This is a genomic window from Hyphomicrobium sp. GJ21 (assembly GCF_001006785.1).
In the GTDB taxonomy this organism is placed as follows: domain Bacteria; phylum Pseudomonadota; class Alphaproteobacteria; order Rhizobiales; family Hyphomicrobiaceae; genus Hyphomicrobium_B.
The window spans coordinates 991,779-1,008,607 of sequence record NZ_CDHO01000002.1 but is presented as its reverse complement, the minus strand read 5'-3'; the positions used below and the strand labels follow the sequence as shown (position 1 = coordinate 1,008,607).

Here is a 16,829-nt window from a genome sequence, read left to right as displayed (position 1 = left end):
AATTAGATCCGAGCCGTAAGCGGGCGTGACTGGGACAGTGCGTAAACTCCCAGGCCCGCCAACATGATGGCGAAACCGGCGAGAGACTGTAACGGCCGCTCGGCGATAAGGTGATACATCATAAAACCTGTGACACCGAGGAAGATGAACGGCGTCAAAGGGTAGCCCCAGGTTCGATAAGGCCGCGTCAAGCCGGGCTCTTTCGCTCTCAGCACAATGACGCCGAGCACGGCGAGGAACGAGCACAGCGTCAGACTGAACTGAATGACGTCGAGCACGGCCTCGAAGCTCTGCGTCATGAGCAAGATGGTAACGATCGCAACCTGCACTAGCAGGGCAGTCGTCGGAACGCCGTCGCGCGATGTCTGCGATAGCGGAGCGAGCAGCGGATGATCGATGCCCATCGTCATCGTCACGCGCGGTCCGATCCAGGTCATGGCGCTGATCGAGGAAATCAGCCCGATGCAGATGAGCGCGCCGACGATGCGGCCGCCGACGTCGCCGAAGATGTGCTTGCCCGCGATCAGGCCGATGTCGAGCTGACCGGCCATTGCTTCGATCGGGGTCGTGTAGAGGAACACCGCATTCAGGGCGACGTACAACGCGACGACAATGAGTGTCGCAGCGATGATGGCGCGCGGAAGGCTGGTGGCCGGATCGCGAATTTCTCCGGCGATATAGGTCGCGGCGTTCCAGCCGGAATAGGCGTACATGACAAACACGAGGCTGACCGCGAACGGCGCGCTGGTCATGTAGCTCATGTCGCTCGCCGAAGGCGCGAATGAGATCGGCTGCGGCTCGCCGAACGCCAATCCGGCGATGATCAGTCCCACGATCAGGGCGGCTTTGATCAGGGTTGAGATGTTCTGAAAGTTCGCCGAGTGCTTGACGCCGCTCAGGTGCACGAACGTGATCAGCCACGCGACGGCGAGGCCGAGAAGCAGCGGTGACGTGCCCGGGACAACACCCTTGAAATAGACGCCGAATGCCATTGCGGCGAGCGCGATGGGTGCGGAAAACCCGACCGTCGCGGAAATCCAGCCGGCGAGGAAACCGATGGCAGGATGATAGATCCGGGTGAGGAAATTGTATTCGCCGCCGGAGCGCGGGAACGCAGCCGAAAGCTCGGCATAAGACAGGGCGCCGCAAAGCGCCGCGGCGCCGCCGACGATCCACAGCATCAGCACCGAGAATGCCGACGGAATGTCCTTGACCTGAAAACCGAGGCTCGTGAACACGCCGATGCCGATCATATCGGCGACGGCGAGAGCAACGGCAGTCATGGTCGAAACGGTTCGGATATTGAGAGCGGGTGCCTTGGAAGACGGTGCGCTCGTGCTGGCGGAGCTGGTCATCAGTAAGGCTTTGCCCTAGCAAATTCGGCGACAGTATTGAGTCGCACTAATTCCAACAACGGGCGGCGAGACATGTTCAATTCGCGTTGCCAAAATACACCTGACGCGCCGTTGCAGGCATATTTCCGAGTTCTTGCCCGCAGGCAACTGGAGTTCATGCGTCCTCTTAACTCACGATATGGACAATTTTGGACTTTAACGTCGTGAAAACAGTGTCGGCCGCCAACTGACTATTGTCGGCCAAGGTAAATGGGATTCTAATCTTGGCGCGGCGTACACAGGGACGCGTATGTCGGCAAAATCGCATTTGAAAGCATGAACCACGGGCGACGGGGCTTCCTCGCGGCGGCATTTGGCACGGGGGTGGCGTTAACCGTTGGCAGCGCAGGCGCATTTGCCGCTCGCAAGACCAACGGCCATCGCCAGATCACGCCCTCAAAAACGCAGGTGCGGTCGCGCAGCGCGCCGCTGGCGACGGCGCGAACGGCGCTGGTTCCGTTCGATACGGCGCCGTTTCCCTATCATGGCACGATGCCTGGATCGAACGCGCCGTTTCTGAACGTCACGGAAGGCAGCCGCAAAGGCCACCGCACCGGCAGCGGGCGTGTCTACTGGGAAGATGAGACGTACAACGATAATCGCGTTCTGCTTCACATCCCGAAGGGTTTCGACATCCGCCGTCCGGCGCTGATGATGGTCTTCTTTCACGGCCACGGCGCGACGTTGGAACGTGATGTGCTCGATCGCCAGAAGGTTCCGGCTCAGATTTCCGCCTCGAACGCCAATGTCGTGCTCGTTGCGCCTCAGCTTGCGATCGACGCGCGGGATTCGAGCGCCGGAAAATTCTGGCAACCGGGCGCGTTCGGTCGTTTTGTCGGAGAAGCCGGACAGCAGTTGGCGCGTCTTTTCGGCGAAAAGCGTGCGCTCCGGACCTTCGCCAGCATGCCGATCGTGCTCGTTGCGTATAGCGGCGGATACGTCGCGGCGGCGTCTGCGATCGAGCAGGGCGGCTTGAAGAAGCGCGTTCGCGGCGTGGTGCTGCTCGACTCTCTTTATGGCGATCTCGACAAGTTCGCGCATTGGATCGAGGCTGATCCGTCGGCATTTTTCGTCAGCGTCTATCTCGGATCGACGCGGAACCAGAATGCGCAGCTCGAGGGCATTCTCGCCGCGCACGATGTCGACGTCAGTCCCGAACTCAGCACGCGGCTTGCGACCGGAGGGGTGACGGTCGCCCCTGGTGGGGCGGGGCGTCACCGCGATCTCGTTACCCATGCCTGGGTGGATTATCCAATTATCGACATTCTGAAGCGGCTGCCCGAATACCGGCGTTAAGCTGGTTCGAGCGCGGCAAGACTGAAGGCGTCGACTTGCGCCGGTCCACGCGTGGCAACGCGCCTTGACGGGCGGGAAGCGTTCCTTTACCCAACGCGGACGACCGCGCCGGTGGCCGTGGGCCCGAAGCGGGCTTCCTGACATCGCCGGAACGTCTGGGACGGAGCGTAGCGCAGCCTGGTTAGCGCACCAGTCTGGGGGACTGGGGGTCGGAGGTTCAAATCCTCTCGCTCCGACCAATATTTTCAGAGACTTAACAGTCATCAGCGGCTTGTGACGAGTCCTATAGGATAGGCGCGTAAAGCGCGTTCTGTGGTCCGCCATTCAAGAACATCAAAGCTGATTGTTTTTTTGCGCCACGCAGATTGGGCGCCGGGTGGTGTTTGCGAACTCGACGAGCGCACGTGTGTGTGGTGGGGCATCCAACGATCGAAAGAATGAGCGCGACACAGCGAATTTTCTCCGCTTTGCCGCCATTCTACAGAAGCGCCCGCGTGCGATGAGGCGCGCGGACGGGTCGATCAGCAATCGCGAGCGGTCACCTGGCTTTTGCGCCGAGCATCTGCATGTAGGCGTCAGCGGTTAGAAGTGGTGAAAGATCCGCGTTTTCATCGACACGGATCCGGACAAGCCAACCGGCGCCGTAACAGTCGTCGTTCAACAGGTTGGCCTGTCCTTTGAGACTGCCGTTGACGTCCACAACGACGCCAGACACGGGAGCCAAAAGTTCCGACACGACTTTGAACGACTCGACCGTTCCGAACGGAATGTCCGCCTCGATGCTCGTTCCGGTCTGAGGAAGATCAACGTACATGATCTTGCCAAGCTGTTTCTGTGCAAAGTCCGATAAGCCGACATGGGCTTCGCCGGGTTCGCTGCAGCGTCTCACCCAAAGGTGACAGGGATGGAAGCCAATCTCATCAGATAAGCTGGAGGGCATTTGCGCTCCTTTGGCGGTTCATGGGCTTGTGGGTTGCCTGCCCGATGGCGTCCTCGACAGCTTCAAGGATGCCTTCGGAGATCGTCGGATGCGCGTGGACGGTGCGAAACAGTTCGTTCGCCTTACCGTTACGCTGGATCACCAGCGCGCCCTCATGCACGATCTCCGAAGCATGCGGACCGATGACGTGAAGGCCTATCAGCTCTCCAGAGTGCTTATCGACGACCACCTTTGCCATGCCCGAGATCTCGTCCAAGGCATGAGCCCGTCCGAGGCCGCGCAAATCGAACTTTCCAATTTCGACAGAGAGACCGTCGCCGACGGCTCCGTGCTCCGTCCTGCCGACCCAACCGATTTCCGGGTTCGTGAATACGGCGACAGGAATTGCCCCGTCATCCAGCAAGGAAAACTCGCGGCGTAGCATGTGATCGATGGCGAGCTTGGCCTGCGCCGATGCCGCGTGGGCCAAGCCGGATCGGCCGTTCACGTCGCCCGCGGCGTAGATGTGCGGCACGTTCGTGCGCAGCACGTCATCGACGCAGATTTCGCGCCACTCGTTGGTTCGAATGCCCGCTGCCTCTAGCCCAATGCCGGCAGTATTGGCGCATCGTCCCACAGCCACGAGCGCCCGCTCGGCAGCGCCTACGATTTTATCGTCAGCATATGCGCTGACGCCTTCTGACGTATGTGTAAGCGATTGGATACGGCAGTTCAGCTGAACCTTGATGCCCCGCTTGCGCATCTCCCGTTGCAGCACAGACGAGATGTCCTTGTCGGCATGTGACATCAGACGTGGTCCGCTCGCCAGCACCGTGACATCCACGCCAAGACTGTCGAGAACGAAGGCAAACTCGCAGGCGATGATGCCGGAACCCACGATCAACATCGAGCGCGGCAGGTTTTCCCAGGCGAGCAGATCGTCGGACGTGCCGATCGTTGCGCCATCGATATTGAACTGGGGATCAGCCTGCGGAGTCGAGCCGGTGCAGATCAGAATATGGTCGGCGCGCAGGACCTGATCATTGACGCGAACGCAATGCGCATCGACAAACTCGCCATATCCGCGAAGCAGCGTCACCTCGCGGTCTTCCATCAATCGTTCAATGCCCTGTCCGAGCATCTCGATGATCGATGCCGAACGGCGATTGATCGCGGCCCAATCCCCCGCGACGGAACCCGAGAATTGCAGGCCGAAAGACTCGGCCCGTTTAATCTTTTCGAGAAGACCGCAGCTCTCCACCAAAACTTTCGTCGGAACACATCCTTGGTTGAGGCATGTTCCTCCGAGCGGTTTGGGATCGACCAGAGTGACGCGCGCACCATGCGCTGCGGCGTGGGAAGCGGCGACGTAACCTGCCGGCCCGCCGCCAAGAACAATGATATGGCTCATGCTTAGGCGGTTGCCTCGAGCGCCATCGCCTGGCCGTTGATAACGACGTTACCGGCGACCTCGACGGGAGTCTGAAGCGTGTTGAGCACGGGGCAATGCGCCTCGACGATCTGTGCGAGCTTCTGCAGATCTTCCCGGCTCGCGCTGCTCCGGATTTCCGTTTCGAACATGATCTTCTGGAATCCAGCCGGAACGCCTTCGTCCATGCCGAACAGTCCGCGAAGATCGAGGTATCCGCGCAAATTGCATTTGACGCTTTCAAGTTCGATCCCCAGCACCGACGCGTAAGCCCGGTACACGATCTCCTGGCACGTTCCGAGCGCGACGAGGACGAGTTCGACTGGGTTCGGACCACGATCGCTGCCACCGAGGTCGGCGGGCTCGTCAATGCTCATTGCAGGAAAATCGCGGACTGTACCGGTGCAGTGCATGCCCTCGCCGAGTTGCGTCGAGGCGCGAAAAACGACCTTCGCGGCGGCCGGGTTCTGCTTGACGTTGTCGATCGCTGCGAGAAGCGTTTGCTTGATGTTGTCCTGCGACATGAGCGTTTCTCCCGTGTTTGATATTGTTATGCGCGCAGGCTACGCGCCGGGAGAAGCGCTCCACAATTGGGTGCATCACTGCAATTCTTAGGGATTTTCCCTAACCGGCCGTCGAGGGGGATCGAGCGCTTTTCTGATCCGGAAAAGGCTTCGGCCCTACAAGCACGTTGAGCTTTTGCACCAGATCTACAACGCAATGCGCCGACATCTTGCCCATGACGTTAGCGCGATGAGCCTCAACGGTTTTGCAACTCAGCTCCAACTCGGCAGCTATTAGCTTGTTGGACATTCCACCGAATATGAGCCACGCCACCTCTCGTTCGCGGCACGTCAGCCTGTTGAAGTTCGCATCGACCTCCGAGCGCGAGATTTCGGCTTTATACAGTCCGCGTGCGCGCGCCATTGCCTCTTCAGTTCTGTCGAGCAGCGCCTGATTGTTGAATGGCTTTTGCAGAAAATCGATTGCGCCGTGCCGCATCGCTGTTACCGCCATCGGCACGTCACCGTGACCCGTGACGACAATGGTCGAAAGCGGGGGCTGCCTGCGTTCGAGTTCAAGCAGAAGCTGCAGACCGCTCATGCCCGGCATTCGCACATCGAGGATGAGACATCCCACGCGATCTCCGTAGCCAACGATGAAGTCGTTGGCCGATTGGAATCCGCAGACGCGATAGCCTACCGAGGTGAGAAGGTATTCGAGAGATTCTCGAGCCGCCCGGTCATCATCGACAACAAAGACCCACTCGCTAGTCCGCATTTTCCACTCTCTTCCGAGCGGGAAGCTCGATGATAAACGTTAAGCCGGGGTTCGGCGCATTCGTCTTGACGAGTAGTTGCCCGCCGTGCGCTTCGATAATCGATTTCGATATCGGCAGCCCCATTCCCATTCCCTTCGGCTTTGTGGTGAAAAATGCTTCGAACATTTTTTCAGTATCGATTGCAGGTGCGATGGGACCGCAATCATTGAACGAGACGCGCACCAATCCTGGCTGAGAATATTCCGACGATATTGTCACGGTCCGACCGCGGCCGTTTTCGTCCGTGGCCATGGCCTCAATGGCGTTGCGCACGATGTTGAGTATGACCTGCTCTATCTGGATGGCTTCGCCCATGACCGGTGGGATGGACACCACGCCGCGCGTGCAGAGCTTAACTCCGTGCGCTTGAGCCTCCGGCGCAACAATCCGGATAGCGTCCGAAAGGACTGTGCTGATATCGAGCTGGCGAAACGTGACGTTGCCTTTGGAAAGGAAGCGGCGGACACTCGCGATGATGTCGCCAGCTCTCTCAGCTTGGCTGCACACGTGCTCCATAGCTCTTTTGAGCTCGGCGGACTTGGACCCATTTTCGAGCCGGTAGAGGCAGCCTCGCGAATAGTTGGCAATGGCGGCTAACGGCTGATTGAGTTCGTGTGCGAGCGCTGTCGCCATCTGCCCCATGGAATTGAGGCGCGAAGCGACCGACAGTTCGCGATAGTGCAGGCGCATCTCATCTTCGTAGCGCTTGAGTTCGCTGATATCGCGCGTGATGCCAAGCAGCGCTGTCACTGCGCCATCCTGATCGCGAAGTGGCGCAGCGTGCGTTTCGAGCCAACGCAGAGCCCCCTTCAAGGACAGAATTTTGAACTCCAGCTTGACGCTTTCGCCATTGAATACGCGTTTCGTCATCGCCTCGTAGGCTTCATGGTATTCGGCCGCGACGACGCGGTAGACCGACGTTCCGACGATGTCGTCTGCGTTGTCCGCGTCGACCAGAGAGAGGCCGGCCGGATTCATCTCCAGAATGACGCCGTCGAGAGATTGGATTTTCACGCATTCGGGTTCGGTGGCGATGATCTGGCAAAGCCGTTGCTCTCGATCGGCGAGCCGTTCTTCTGCGGCCAAGCGATTGAACGTTTCCGTTTGGAGCCCGAAACGGGCGCGCCTCAAAGAGGCATACATGCGCGCACTGTAGGCCGATATTGCCACCAGCATCGCGACAAGAGACAGAAGCCCATACTCTATAGGCTGCAGCATTGGACAATGTCCCTCGAGCAAGGTCGATGATTGCCTGGGGCGCTCATAAAATATCGAGCGAATAGTCTATGGGCAGCCCAACGTCGAGGCCATCCACGCCGAGGCTGTCAGTTCATATATTTTGTTTTTAGATAGGTGCATTCGCGTTGTCTATTGATGGCTATCGAGGCCGCGTCCCGATGGACTCCTGGCTTGATTGCAAGGTTGTTCGAGACCATCGTAACGACGATGTTGGAGTTCTCGAAGTCCGCAGGCGCCTGCTTGCCGCTCGCTATCAGAATTGTTTTCAAGCGACTTGCGGCCACCAACCGATGAAGTTCGCTTCTTTGCGTGTTTGATGATTCGGGTCTGCTGATGCCGATCGCGTTTGCTTCGCGTTATCCGTGTCGTTCGAACACCAGACGCTGGCAGTCGAAATAATCAGACGTCATCCGATGATCCCTGCAGATCGAGTTCAGACGATGTCCACCGTTAGCCTGGGCCTGAAACAGAATTGGCGGCAATTCTCCCTGCTGGTTTTGATCAATGCCTTTGTTGGCGGCATGGTCGGCATCGAGCGGACCGTCGTGCCGTTGATCGGTGCCGAGGATTTCCGTATCGAGTCCGCGACGCTCATCACCTCATTCATCGTCAGCTTTGGTCTGGTCAAAGCGTTCGCCAATCTTGTATCCGGCCAGCTGGCTGACCGTTGGGGTCGTAAGCATGTCCTGGTGACCGGTTGGCTGATCGGGCTGCCCGTTCCGTTCATGATTATCGGTGCGCCGAACTGGGAATGGATTATCGCGGCGAACGTTCTGCTCGGATTAAGCCAGGGCTTCGCCTGGTCGATGACCGTTATCATGAAGATCGACCTTGTCGGCCCTAAAAGCCGCGGGCTCGCAGTCGGACTGAACGAGTTCGCTGGCTATTTTGCCGTTGGCGCGACGGCTTTTCTGACGGGCTATCTCGCGAGCCAATACGGACTGCGACCCGTACCGATTTATCTCGGCGTTTTTTACGCCGTTGCAGGCACCTTACTTTCGATTCTGATCGTTCGTGACACGCGCCATCACGTCGAGCTTGAGGCGAAAGGTGCCGCTAAAGATGCGTCTCCACTTTCCTTCCGAGACGTATTTCTGCTGACATCGTTCAAGGATCGCAATCTGTTCGCGGCCAGCCAGGCAGGACTCGTCAACAACCTCAACGACGGAATGAGTTGGGGCATCTTCCCGTTATTCTTTGCCGGGCTCGGACTTGGCGTGGAGCGGATCGGCATCATCAAGGCGATCTATCCGATGGTCTGGGGTATCACCCAGGTCGTGACCGGCCCATTGAGCGACCGATGGGGCAGAAAGGGATTGATCGTCGGAGGGATGTGGGTTCAAGCGGGCGGGCTAATTTTGACGGCCGTCAGCAGCGCGTTCAGCGGCTGGATGATCGCAAGTGTTCTTCTCGGGCTCGGCACCGCGATGGTCTATCCGAGCTTGATCGCCGCCGTCTCCGACGCGGCGCATCCTTCCTGGCGTGCGCGATCTCTCAGCGTCTATCGATTTTGGCGTGATCTCGGTTACGCAATCGGCGCGCTCTCGGCTGGCCTCATCGCAGATCGCTTTGGGTTTGCTTCCGCCATCTACACTATAGGCGCTCTGACATTCGTATCAGGTTGTGTCGTTGCCGCTGTGATGACCGACGATAAACGACGAATGGCTAAGCGGCCTTAAACACGCGAGCCTGCGATAGCGCTGATCGTGTTTTTCTCGTCGCTGCGTGGAGCCGGATGTGTTCTCTCCTCTGCCGCAAATGAAAATGGCCGGCATGAGCGTGATCATGCCGGCCAAGTACTCGGAGCCTGAGACTTCTATGGAGGAAGCGCTATGGCAACGAGAAGACGGTGAGCGAACCGCCCAGGTTGGTGTACTGCCTGAGGCCAGCGTAGCCGCCGACAGCGCCGAGGCCGTCGTTCGGATTCGTCAAGCCAGCAGCAAGACCGATACCGGCCCAGCCACCAACGCCTGAGAACACGGCGACGTACTGTTTGCCGCCATGCGTGTACGTCATCGCATTGCCGATGATGCCCGACGGCGTCTTGAACTTGAACAGCTCCTTGCCATCCTTCTGATCGACGGCTTTGAAGTAGCCCTCGAGCGTGCCGTAGAAGGCAATGCCACCAGCTGTCGTCAACGCGCCTGACCAGACCGAGAACTGCTCCGGCTTCGACCAGACGATCTTGCCCTTCACGCCATCCCAGGCAATGAAGTTACCCATGCCGCCGTGGCTGTCGGGCGCCGGATACATCGACAAGGTTGCGCCGACGTAGGGCTGACCAGCCGTATACGAAACCTTGAAGGGTTCGTAGTCCATGCACACGTGGTTCGTCGGGACATAGAACAAGCCGGTCAGCTTCGAGAACGAAGCCGGCTGCTGGTCCTTGGAGCCGAGAGCCGCAGGGCAGATGCCCTTGTGGTTCACGTCGGTGCCCTTGCCATCCGCGAACGTGGAGTACTTGGCGACGCGGATCGGACGTCCATAGTTCTTGCTGGACTTGTCCATGTCGACGCCGGTGGCCCAGTTCACTTTCGGATCGAACTTTTCGGCGACGAGAAGTTCGCCCGTCGCGCGATCCCAGGTGTAGCCGAAGCCGTTACGGTCAAAGTGCGTGACCGTCTTGCGCTTCGTGCCGCCGAAGTCGAGTTCGGCCAGGATCGGCTCGTTGACGCCGTCATAGTCCCACTCGTCGAACGGCGTCATCTGGTACGCCCACTTGGCGATACCGGTGTCGGCATCGCGAGCAAACATCGTCATCGAGTAGAGCTGATCGATCGGCTTGCCGTCCGGTCCCGCGCGCTGAGCAGGGTTCCAGGTCGAGGGGTTGCCGGTGCCGTAGTACATGAGGTTCAAGTCCGGATCGAAGGCCATGTAGCCCCAGGTCGAACCGCCGCCGATCTTCCACTGATCGCCATTCCAGGTCTTCAAGGACGAGTCCTTGCCGACCGGCTTGCCGAGCACCATGGTCTTCTCGGGGTCGACGAGCACATCGGAGTCGGGACCCATGGAATAAGCACGCCATACGCGCTTGCCACTGTTGATGTCGTAAGCGGTCATCGAACAGCGGACGCCGAATTCGGCGCCGGAGATGCCAACCACAATTTTGTCTTTGATGACCATCGGCGCTTGCGTGCCGGTCTCGCCTCTCTTCGGGTCGCCGTTGACGACCTTCCAGAGTTCCTTGCCGGTCTTCGCGTCGAGAGCGACGAGCGAAGTGTCAGCCTGGTGCAGGAAGATCTTGCCGTCGGCATAAGCGAGGCCGCGGTTGACCGTATCGCAGCACATCACCGGAATAACAGCGGGATCCTGCTTCGGCTCGTACTTCCAGATGATCTTCTGTTCGTCGGCGAGGTTCAGAGCGAACACGATGTTCGGGAACGCCGAATGAAGCCACATGGTGTCGCCGATAACCAGCGGGCCGCCTTCATGGCCGCGCAGGACGCCGGTCGAAAACGTCCAAGCCACTTTGAGCTGGCCGACGTTTTCGGTCGTGATCTGGTCGAGTGTCGAGTAACGCGTACCGGCATAGTCGCCGGACTGGATTGCCCAGTTGTTCGGATCGCTGGTCAACTTGACCACGGATTCGTTGGCCCAACTCGGCCCTGAAAACGCGGCCGTCGCCAGTAATCCCAGTGTAAATGCACTTTTGCGCATTGCGCTTCCTCCAAAGATTGCCACGCGTAAAGTGTTCAGAGCGCCGCTTACCTCAGCATTCAATTCGGCGGGATTTATTCCCGTCTTGGTCCCGAATGCCGGAGGCTTCACCACTTTCCACGGGTGAAAAAGTGGCAATTCTCATGAACACGTCCACTAACTCACTCATGGGTGAGTTTGGCAATACAGCTGGCGGTAATTGCGGCCGCATTTATTGGAAAATATGCAAATAGGAAAATATCTAATTATATGCGGGAATATTTTCCGATTATGTATCGGTATTTTCCTGATTGATTTTGGTCTAATATATTATCGCGTGAGGAATTCGAAGGAATTGCATGCGGCCCGCTCCTCTCAAGATTGCTGTCGCATCGACGTTGCTGTTGGTGCCGATGCTGATTGCTAATGCATCGACTGGGATGGCCAACACACAGGCTCCGCGATGGGAGGTGGGAAGCATCTGCCAGACGGCGAAATCCGTGACGGCGTGTACGCGGAGAGAGGCGTTGAGCCGGGCGACTGTGCTTGATCGATGGCTTGCGACGCCAGATGGAGACCGGCAGTTCTGCCTCGAGGAACTGAAGACGAAAGACGTCGAAAGCTACTGGAGTTTGCTCGACTGTCTGGGGAACCGCGCGATCGCGAACGACGCAAGTTAGTCCATATTTATGTGCGCGTGATTATCTCGTCTTTGTTGGCGCAATCGGTCAACTCCCGTTGCGAGCTTCAGTGTCGGGAAAAATTCTCAGAATAATCAGCGTTGATATTCGAAGATGCGCCGCTAGAACATGCTTGAATTCCGGAAGTTAATCTCAATGGACACCGTGTGAAGCTACTCGTCGTCGAGGACCATCCGATCGTCATCTCAGGATGCAGGGCTCTATTCACTGAGGATGCGGGCGTCACGATGATCGAGGCGCGCACGGCTGCGGCGGCGCGTCTGGCCTTGAAGGATGACGCGCCGGATGTTTCGGTCATCGATATCAATTTGCCCGATGGGTCTGGCCTCGAGCTCACGCGCGAGTTCATTGCTCACGATCCAGAAGCCAAGATTGTCGTCTTCTCTATGAGCGACACGCCGATGCTCGCTATTCAGGCGGTCGAGTGCGGCGCCAAGAGTTATGTCAGCAAAAACGGAAGTCCCAGCGATTTGAAGGACGCTGTTTTCGCCGTGGCGCGCGGCGAAATCTGGATCTCGGATGATCTTATCCAGGAGATGGCGCTGCTGCGCGCGAAAGCCTTCGGAGCGACGACGTTCCTGAGCGAGCGCGAGCATCAGGTCCTGAGAATGTTGGCGCGCGGCCGCAGCATGGCGGAAATCGCCAACGATATCTCAGTGTCATACAAAACCGTTGCGGCCGACTGCGCCATGCTGAGAACGAAGCTCGGCGCGCGAACCTCGTCCGAGCTAATCCGCATCGCCGTCGAGTTGAAACTCGTTTAAGAAGACTCTTATCGGCCGTAAGATCAGATACAACTCTGTGCGGCTTCGCTAGCCTAGATGCAACAGCATCCGGCGTCCAGGCGACGCTGCGGACAATTTCCCTCATGTCAATGGGATAATTTCCCGATTACATCGGGAAATTATCACCTTACTTCGGGAATTCATCCTCATATACCGTGCAATTCGCCTATCGCGCCGGGAATTAATTCTGGCACGGCAGGACGAGAGGCACGGATTGCGGCTGCGCAATCGATAGATCGGAGTTCACACGGATGAAGCTCAAATTGTTAGGCTTGGCCGCTTTGCTGCTGGTTCCGGGATTGGCCACGTCGGCTCATCTCGATAAGGCGATGGCGGCATCGGCATCGTTGACGGCGCTCGATCCGGACAACGACGGCACCGTGGATCTTCAGGAAGCCAAAGCAGCGGCCGCCAAGCTGTTCACGAAGCTTGATCCCGATAACGACGGCACGCTCGATGCAAAAGAGCTGTCGGGCCGTGTGGACGAAGCGGAGCTGAAGGCGGCTGACCCGGACAACGACGGCACGCTGGATCAGAAAGAATACGAAGCCATTGTCGAAGCGCGCTTCAAGGCGGCCAATCCGGACGACGACGGCACGCTCGACGAAAAAGAGCTTTCGACCGATGCCGGGAAAGCATTCCTGCTTCTCGTGGAATAATTTCTCATTACTGCGCTGCCGGGTGGCTTGGCGGATACAACAGCCACGCGTTCGTCTGGTTGCCCGGCAGTGCAGTGATTGATGTTTGCCGAATCTCTCTGCAGCTTTTCAAGAAACGCAGACATCGACGGCGAGGAACTCTCAGGAAGCAGCTCGAATTGATCCCAACCCACTTCGGAGGTTATCCGTGCAACGGTCAGCATCTCCTCTTTTTCTGGGTACTGCTCTGGCGGTCATCGCCGGTTGGTCAATATCAGCTTTCTCCGACGCTCCGACACGCGTGAAGGGCTATTTCTGCGGCGCCAAAAGCGAGCAGGTCGCCTACATGCAGCGCCTTGCTGCCGGCGACAGCGAAGAAATCGCAGCCAACACCGTGAACAAATCTGCGGGCAAGCAGACCTGCGCGTATTTTCTTCCCGCCGACGCGATCCCGGTCAAAGATCAGGTCGTCATGAGCGGGGGTCTGGTGTTCAAGGTGCAAAGCTTCGTCTTCCTGCCCGAAAAGGTCGAGCGCTGGACCGGGACGTATTTCGGTTCGATGCACTCGAAATCGAAGTACGGCGACATCTGACGATTGTTTCGCCGCGCCATCACAAGTCTTGTTTCGGACCGTGTTGAGGCAGAACGCCCTCCGGCAGACACGGCTTGCCGATGGCGATGCACTTGAACGTGTTTCGCGGCCCAGCGTGACAATTGACGGCCTTATCCTTGGAGCTCTCCCAGAACTCATAGCCGCGGCCGAGTGCGCCCGCGCGTGACGACCACCAGACGGTCGCGGCTTTTTTGGCCTCATCCTCCGTTGCGGCGGATGCTTCGCCGCTTTCGACTTGTGAGCCGCAGAACCGGCCCTCTGCTGCTGCGGGCATGCTTGCGGCAAGCGTCGCGCACATGAGAACTGCATATCTTACGTCGATGATCTTCAGCATGGGTCGCTCCTGATTGGGTTGTCATTCAATCGCCGTCACGGCGAAGCCGCGCTCGCGCAGCAAAGCGACGAGCCCGCGGGGGCCGAGGTGATGCATCGCGCCAACGGCGATGAAGAGGCTGCCTTGATCGAGCAGCGGCAATGCGCGCTCGAGCATCCGCTCGTTGCGTTTGCTGACAAGCTCCTCGCGCAACGATGCGAGCGTCGCATCGTCCAGACCGGCGTTCGGCGCCAGTTCCCGGGTGAGAGTCCAAGCCGCGTCCATGCGCCGGAAGCGATACAACTCCGACATCGTCTGCGTGACGTCATCGACACGAGGATGAAGCTCGATGCTCGCCTTCAACCAAGTCGCCTGCAAATCGGATGGGATAGATGCGAGCGAACTATATTGCTCGAACGTCGTCTCCAGGCCGACGATGCGCGTGCCGAACGCCTGCGCTCTTTCGATGACGAGCGTATCGATCGGCTTCATGCCGAGGTCCTGTAGCTGTCGCTGACAACGCGAGTCGGCCAGGAACATCGTGACGGCCCAAGGCTTCAAGCCCAACGCCAGCTGCGGCGGATAACCGGCGTCGGCAAGAACTTTTTCGACGACCGCCATTTCATCGTCGGCGAGAATGCGTTGCAGTTCGCGATCGCGCGAAACCATCAACGGCTGCGCTTGCGCCATCGCGTTGGTCAGTGAGGACCGCGACGTCTCGGCGGCTTCAACGGCGACGACCTTCGAGGAGTCGATCGCAGCAAGGGTGGCTTGCGACAGACTCTGCAGGTTCTTATCGATGACATGAACCGTTCCGAACAAGAACGATGCCGGTGCCCCGCCTTTGTCGATCCGCCAAAGAACGGCTTCGCTGTTGGCAACGCGGCTTGCGTCATTGAGAATCTTTTCGAGCTTGCCTCTATCGCGATGGTCGATTTCGTACAGCACGCTCGTCGGCACGCATGGCGTCTCGTCGGCGCCTTTCGATGTCGCTGAGAAGCCAACGTTCGTTGCCATCGCCAACATCAGAATCCACCCGCAGCGGTGTCTAGCGCGGCGAAAAGGCGAGTACGACGCGCGGTCCGTCTGGCGTCTTGATGCGCTTGATCTCCGTGTTGGTTGCGAGATCGATGACCGAAACGGTCGCAGAAAACCAGTTTGCGACATAGGCTTTATTCCCATCCTGGATGGCTGCCAGTCCTTCGGGGTAGCGTCCGACTTTGATTTCGGCGCGTAGTTGCCGCGTGCTTGCGTCGAAAACGGAAACGCTTCCGCTTGCCTGGTTCGCGACGAGAAGCTGCGAACCGCTTTTGGTGACGGCGAGGCCATAAGGCATTTTGCGCGTCTCGGATGAGGAGACGACGGCAAGCGAGGATGTGTCGATGATCGAAAGCGTCGCCGACTGTGCGTTGGCGACGATCAACTTTGTCTGGTCCGACGTCAGCGTCAGCGCAAACGGAGCATGGCCAACGCCGATTTCCTTGATCACATCCTGCTTGCGCATGTCGATGACGGAAATGGAATCGGCTTCGCGGTTCGCAACGAAGAGGCGTGAGCCGTCCTCGGAAATCACCAGATGTGCCGGCGATCGGCCCGTCGGAATGGACTTCGAAATTGCCCCTGACAGCGGATCAACGACGGCGATGCGATCCTTGCTCCAGTCTCCGACGTAGAGCTTGCCGCTGTGATCGATGCCGATGCCGAACGGCTGACCGCCGATATCCAACGTGCGAACCACGTCGTGTGTCTTCAAATCGGCGACGACGATCTTGCCGGTTTCGGGCTGGGTGACGAATGCGTCGCCGGACATCGCATCGATTGCGAATGACGCGGGTTTCCCCGAGAGTTCGATGCGAGCGGAAATCTCATCGACCTGAGTATCGATGACGGCAAGGACGCCTGCATCTTGGCAGAGGACGTACACCGCCTGCTGCGCTTCGGCAGAGTTTGCCGAAGCCGCAGCCAGTGTCAGCGCCAGCACTAGGCCAACGACGCGGGCGATCACTTGCCCTTGCCTTCCGCCTTCGCTTTGATCGCGGCGAGGCCCGCCTGGAAAAAGTCGGTTGTCGCCTTGGTTGCGGCTTCGTCGTTTTTGTCCTCGGGTGGTTCATTCGTCGTGTCGGCACGATAGAAACGCGACGTCCACTCGACCTCGCTGCCGCCGTCCGCAGGACGGACCGAGATCTGATCCGAATAGAAGCTCACCGGAAACGCGTCGACGTTCTCCTTCAGAAGGCGATATTCGATCGACATCTCTTTCTCGTTGTAGGAGTCGAGACTTTCGACGAGGTCGCCACCGCTCTTGAGCGTCAGCGTGCGCGTCGCGCCTTCCTTGTTGCCGCCTTCTGCGGTGACTTTCGCGAGACCAGGGTGCCAATCGCCGATTGCGGCGAATTCCTTGATTACGTCCCACACGGCTGCGGGCGGAGCCGCGACGGAGATCTTTTCGTCGGCCTTCTGTGGTGTCGGTCCGTGCGCACTGGCGGCGCTGAGGCTTGCCGCAAGGACGAAAAGCGAAGCAACGAGAGGTGGAACGAAATTCATG

At 58.6% G+C, this 16,829-nt stretch carries 17 protein-coding genes and 1 tRNA gene; 7 read left to right on the top strand and 11 right to left on the bottom strand.

Features of this window, described 5'->3' with window-relative positions:
- Positions 1 to 2 precede the first annotated feature (2 nt).
- On the bottom strand, positions 3 to 1,355 hold the full coding sequence (locus HYPGJ_RS07715) for an amino acid permease (protein WP_046846570.1): 1,353 nt from the start codon (positions 1,353 to 1,355) through the stop codon (positions 3 to 5).
- A 363-nt stretch (positions 1,356 to 1,718) separates the two neighbouring features.
- On the opposite strand from HYPGJ_RS07715, the gene HYPGJ_RS07710 reads away from it, so the two are divergent.
- Positions 1,719 to 2,690 (top strand): alpha/beta hydrolase, encoded by a 972-nt coding sequence (locus tag HYPGJ_RS07710; protein ID WP_244466033.1) that lies wholly within the window; start codon positions 1,719 to 1,721, stop codon positions 2,688 to 2,690.
- A 161-nt stretch (positions 2,691 to 2,851) separates the two neighbouring features.
- Positions 2,852 to 2,929, top strand: a tRNA-Pro gene (locus tag HYPGJ_RS07705).
- 299 nt (positions 2,930 to 3,228) lie between these two features.
- Here the strand turns inward: HYPGJ_RS07705 and gcvH are convergent.
- The 5 genes from gcvH to HYPGJ_RS07680 all read right to left on the bottom strand — a co-directional run bounded on the left by gcvH (position 3,229) and on the right by HYPGJ_RS07680 (position 7,577).
- Entirely contained in the window at positions 3,229 to 3,630 is a 402-nt protein-coding gene (gene gcvH / locus HYPGJ_RS07700) for a glycine cleavage system protein GcvH (protein ID WP_046846568.1), read from the bottom strand.
- On the bottom strand, positions 3,611 to 5,020 hold the full coding sequence (lpdA, locus tag HYPGJ_RS07695; protein WP_052750831.1) for a dihydrolipoyl dehydrogenase: 1,410 nt from the start codon (positions 5,018 to 5,020) through the stop codon (positions 3,611 to 3,613). The genes gcvH and lpdA overlap by 20 nt, the downstream gene beginning before the upstream one ends.
- A gap of 2 nt (positions 5,021 to 5,022) precedes the next feature.
- A complete protein-coding gene (locus HYPGJ_RS07690; RefSeq protein ID WP_046846567.1) occupies positions 5,023 to 5,562 on the bottom strand; it encodes an OsmC family protein in 540 nt (179 codons plus the stop codon).
- A 100-nt stretch (positions 5,563 to 5,662) separates the two neighbouring features.
- Positions 5,663 to 6,319, bottom strand: a complete 657-nt coding sequence (locus tag HYPGJ_RS07685; protein WP_046846566.1) for a response regulator — start codon at positions 6,317 to 6,319, stop codon at positions 5,663 to 5,665.
- Positions 6,309 to 7,577, bottom strand: a complete 1,269-nt coding sequence (locus HYPGJ_RS07680; protein WP_052750830.1) for an ATP-binding protein — start codon at positions 7,575 to 7,577, stop codon at positions 6,309 to 6,311. The genes HYPGJ_RS07685 and HYPGJ_RS07680 overlap by 11 nt, the downstream gene beginning before the upstream one ends.
- A gap of 461 nt (positions 7,578 to 8,038) precedes the next feature.
- Between HYPGJ_RS07680 and HYPGJ_RS07675 the strand changes: the two genes are divergently transcribed.
- Positions 8,039 to 9,277: an MFS transporter gene (locus HYPGJ_RS07675; RefSeq protein ID WP_101536120.1), complete on the top strand. Its 1,239-nt coding sequence runs from the start codon at positions 8,039 to 8,041 to the stop codon at positions 9,275 to 9,277.
- Between the two features lie 151 nt (positions 9,278 to 9,428).
- Here the strand turns inward: HYPGJ_RS07675 and HYPGJ_RS07670 are convergent, their stop codons facing one another.
- Entirely contained in the window at positions 9,429 to 11,255 is a 1,827-nt protein-coding gene (locus HYPGJ_RS07670; RefSeq protein WP_046846565.1) for a methanol/ethanol family PQQ-dependent dehydrogenase, read from the bottom strand.
- A 338-nt stretch (positions 11,256 to 11,593) separates the two neighbouring features.
- On the opposite strand from HYPGJ_RS07670, the gene HYPGJ_RS07665 reads away from it, so the two are divergent.
- The 4 genes from HYPGJ_RS07665 to HYPGJ_RS07650 all read left to right on the top strand — a co-directional run bounded on the left by HYPGJ_RS07665 (position 11,594) and on the right by HYPGJ_RS07650 (position 13,950).
- Positions 11,594 to 11,914 (top strand): hypothetical protein, encoded by a 321-nt coding sequence (locus HYPGJ_RS07665; RefSeq protein WP_046846564.1) that lies wholly within the window; start codon positions 11,594 to 11,596, stop codon positions 11,912 to 11,914.
- A 167-nt stretch (positions 11,915 to 12,081) separates the two neighbouring features.
- A complete protein-coding gene (locus tag HYPGJ_RS07660) occupies positions 12,082 to 12,699 on the top strand; it encodes a response regulator transcription factor (protein WP_046846563.1) in 618 nt (205 codons plus the stop codon).
- Between the two features lie 272 nt (positions 12,700 to 12,971).
- Positions 12,972 to 13,379: a calcium-binding protein gene (locus tag HYPGJ_RS07655; RefSeq protein ID WP_046846562.1), complete on the top strand. Its 408-nt coding sequence runs from the start codon at positions 12,972 to 12,974 to the stop codon at positions 13,377 to 13,379.
- Between the two features lie 187 nt (positions 13,380 to 13,566).
- The gene (locus HYPGJ_RS07650) at positions 13,567 to 13,950 is read left to right on the top strand and encodes a hypothetical protein (RefSeq protein WP_046846561.1); all 384 of its coding nucleotides are present in this window, start codon (positions 13,567 to 13,569) and stop codon (positions 13,948 to 13,950) included.
- A gap of 19 nt (positions 13,951 to 13,969) precedes the next feature.
- Here HYPGJ_RS07650 and HYPGJ_RS07645 read toward each other — a convergent pair whose 3' ends face one another.
- From HYPGJ_RS07645 to HYPGJ_RS07630, 4 genes are read right to left on the bottom strand one after another with little or no spacing between them, the layout of a single operon-like run.
- Positions 13,970 to 14,305: a hypothetical protein gene (locus HYPGJ_RS07645; RefSeq protein ID WP_046846560.1), complete on the bottom strand. Its 336-nt coding sequence runs from the start codon at positions 14,303 to 14,305 to the stop codon at positions 13,970 to 13,972.
- 21 nt (positions 14,306 to 14,326) lie between these two features.
- Positions 14,327 to 15,301, bottom strand: coding sequence for a TraB/GumN family protein (locus tag HYPGJ_RS07640; RefSeq protein ID WP_159108290.1), 975 nt, complete (start codon positions 15,299 to 15,301; stop codon positions 14,327 to 14,329).
- Positions 15,302 to 15,332: 31 nt separating this feature from the next.
- Entirely contained in the window at positions 15,333 to 16,289 is a 957-nt protein-coding gene (locus HYPGJ_RS07635; protein WP_046846558.1) for a YncE family protein, read from the bottom strand.
- Entirely contained in the window at positions 16,286 to 16,828 is a 543-nt protein-coding gene (locus HYPGJ_RS07630) for an SRPBCC family protein (RefSeq protein ID WP_046846557.1), read from the bottom strand. Before HYPGJ_RS07630 ends, HYPGJ_RS07635 begins: the two co-directional genes overlap by 4 nt.
- Position 16,829 lies beyond the last annotated feature (1 nt).

Coding starts and splice junctions, on each gene's coding strand:
- HYPGJ_RS07715 (WP_046846570.1), bottom strand. CDS start 1,355: ATGACCAGCTCCGCCAGCACGAGCGCACCGTCTTCCAAGGCACCCGCT.
- gcvH (WP_046846568.1), bottom strand. CDS start 3,630: ATGCCCTCCAGCTTATCTGATGAGATTGGCTTCCATCCCTGTCACCTT.
- lpdA (WP_052750831.1), bottom strand. CDS start 5,020: ATGAGCCATATCATTGTTCTTGGCGGCGGGCCGGCAGGTTACGTCGCC.
- HYPGJ_RS07690 (WP_046846567.1), bottom strand. CDS start 5,562: ATGTCGCAGGACAACATCAAGCAAACGCTTCTCGCAGCGATCGACAAC.
- HYPGJ_RS07685 (WP_046846566.1), bottom strand. CDS start 6,319: ATGCGGACTAGCGAGTGGGTCTTTGTTGTCGATGATGACCGGGCGGCT.
- HYPGJ_RS07680 (WP_052750830.1), bottom strand. CDS start 7,577: ATGCTGCAGCCTATAGAGTATGGGCTTCTGTCTCTTGTCGCGATGCTG.
- HYPGJ_RS07675 (WP_101536120.1), top strand. CDS start 8,039: ATGTCCACCGTTAGCCTGGGCCTGAAACAGAATTGGCGGCAATTCTCC.
- HYPGJ_RS07670 (WP_046846565.1), bottom strand. CDS start 11,255: ATGCGCAAAAGTGCATTTACACTGGGATTACTGGCGACGGCCGCGTTT.
- HYPGJ_RS07665 (WP_046846564.1), top strand. CDS start 11,594: ATGCGGCCCGCTCCTCTCAAGATTGCTGTCGCATCGACGTTGCTGTTG.
- HYPGJ_RS07655 (WP_046846562.1), top strand. CDS start 12,972: ATGAAGCTCAAATTGTTAGGCTTGGCCGCTTTGCTGCTGGTTCCGGGA.
- HYPGJ_RS07645 (WP_046846560.1), bottom strand. CDS start 14,305: ATGCTGAAGATCATCGACGTAAGATATGCAGTTCTCATGTGCGCGACG.
- HYPGJ_RS07640 (WP_159108290.1), bottom strand. CDS start 15,301: ATGGCAACGAACGTTGGCTTCTCAGCGACATCGAAAGGCGCCGACGAG.
- HYPGJ_RS07630 (WP_046846557.1), bottom strand. CDS start 16,828: ATGAATTTCGTTCCACCTCTCGTTGCTTCGCTTTTCGTCCTTGCGGCA.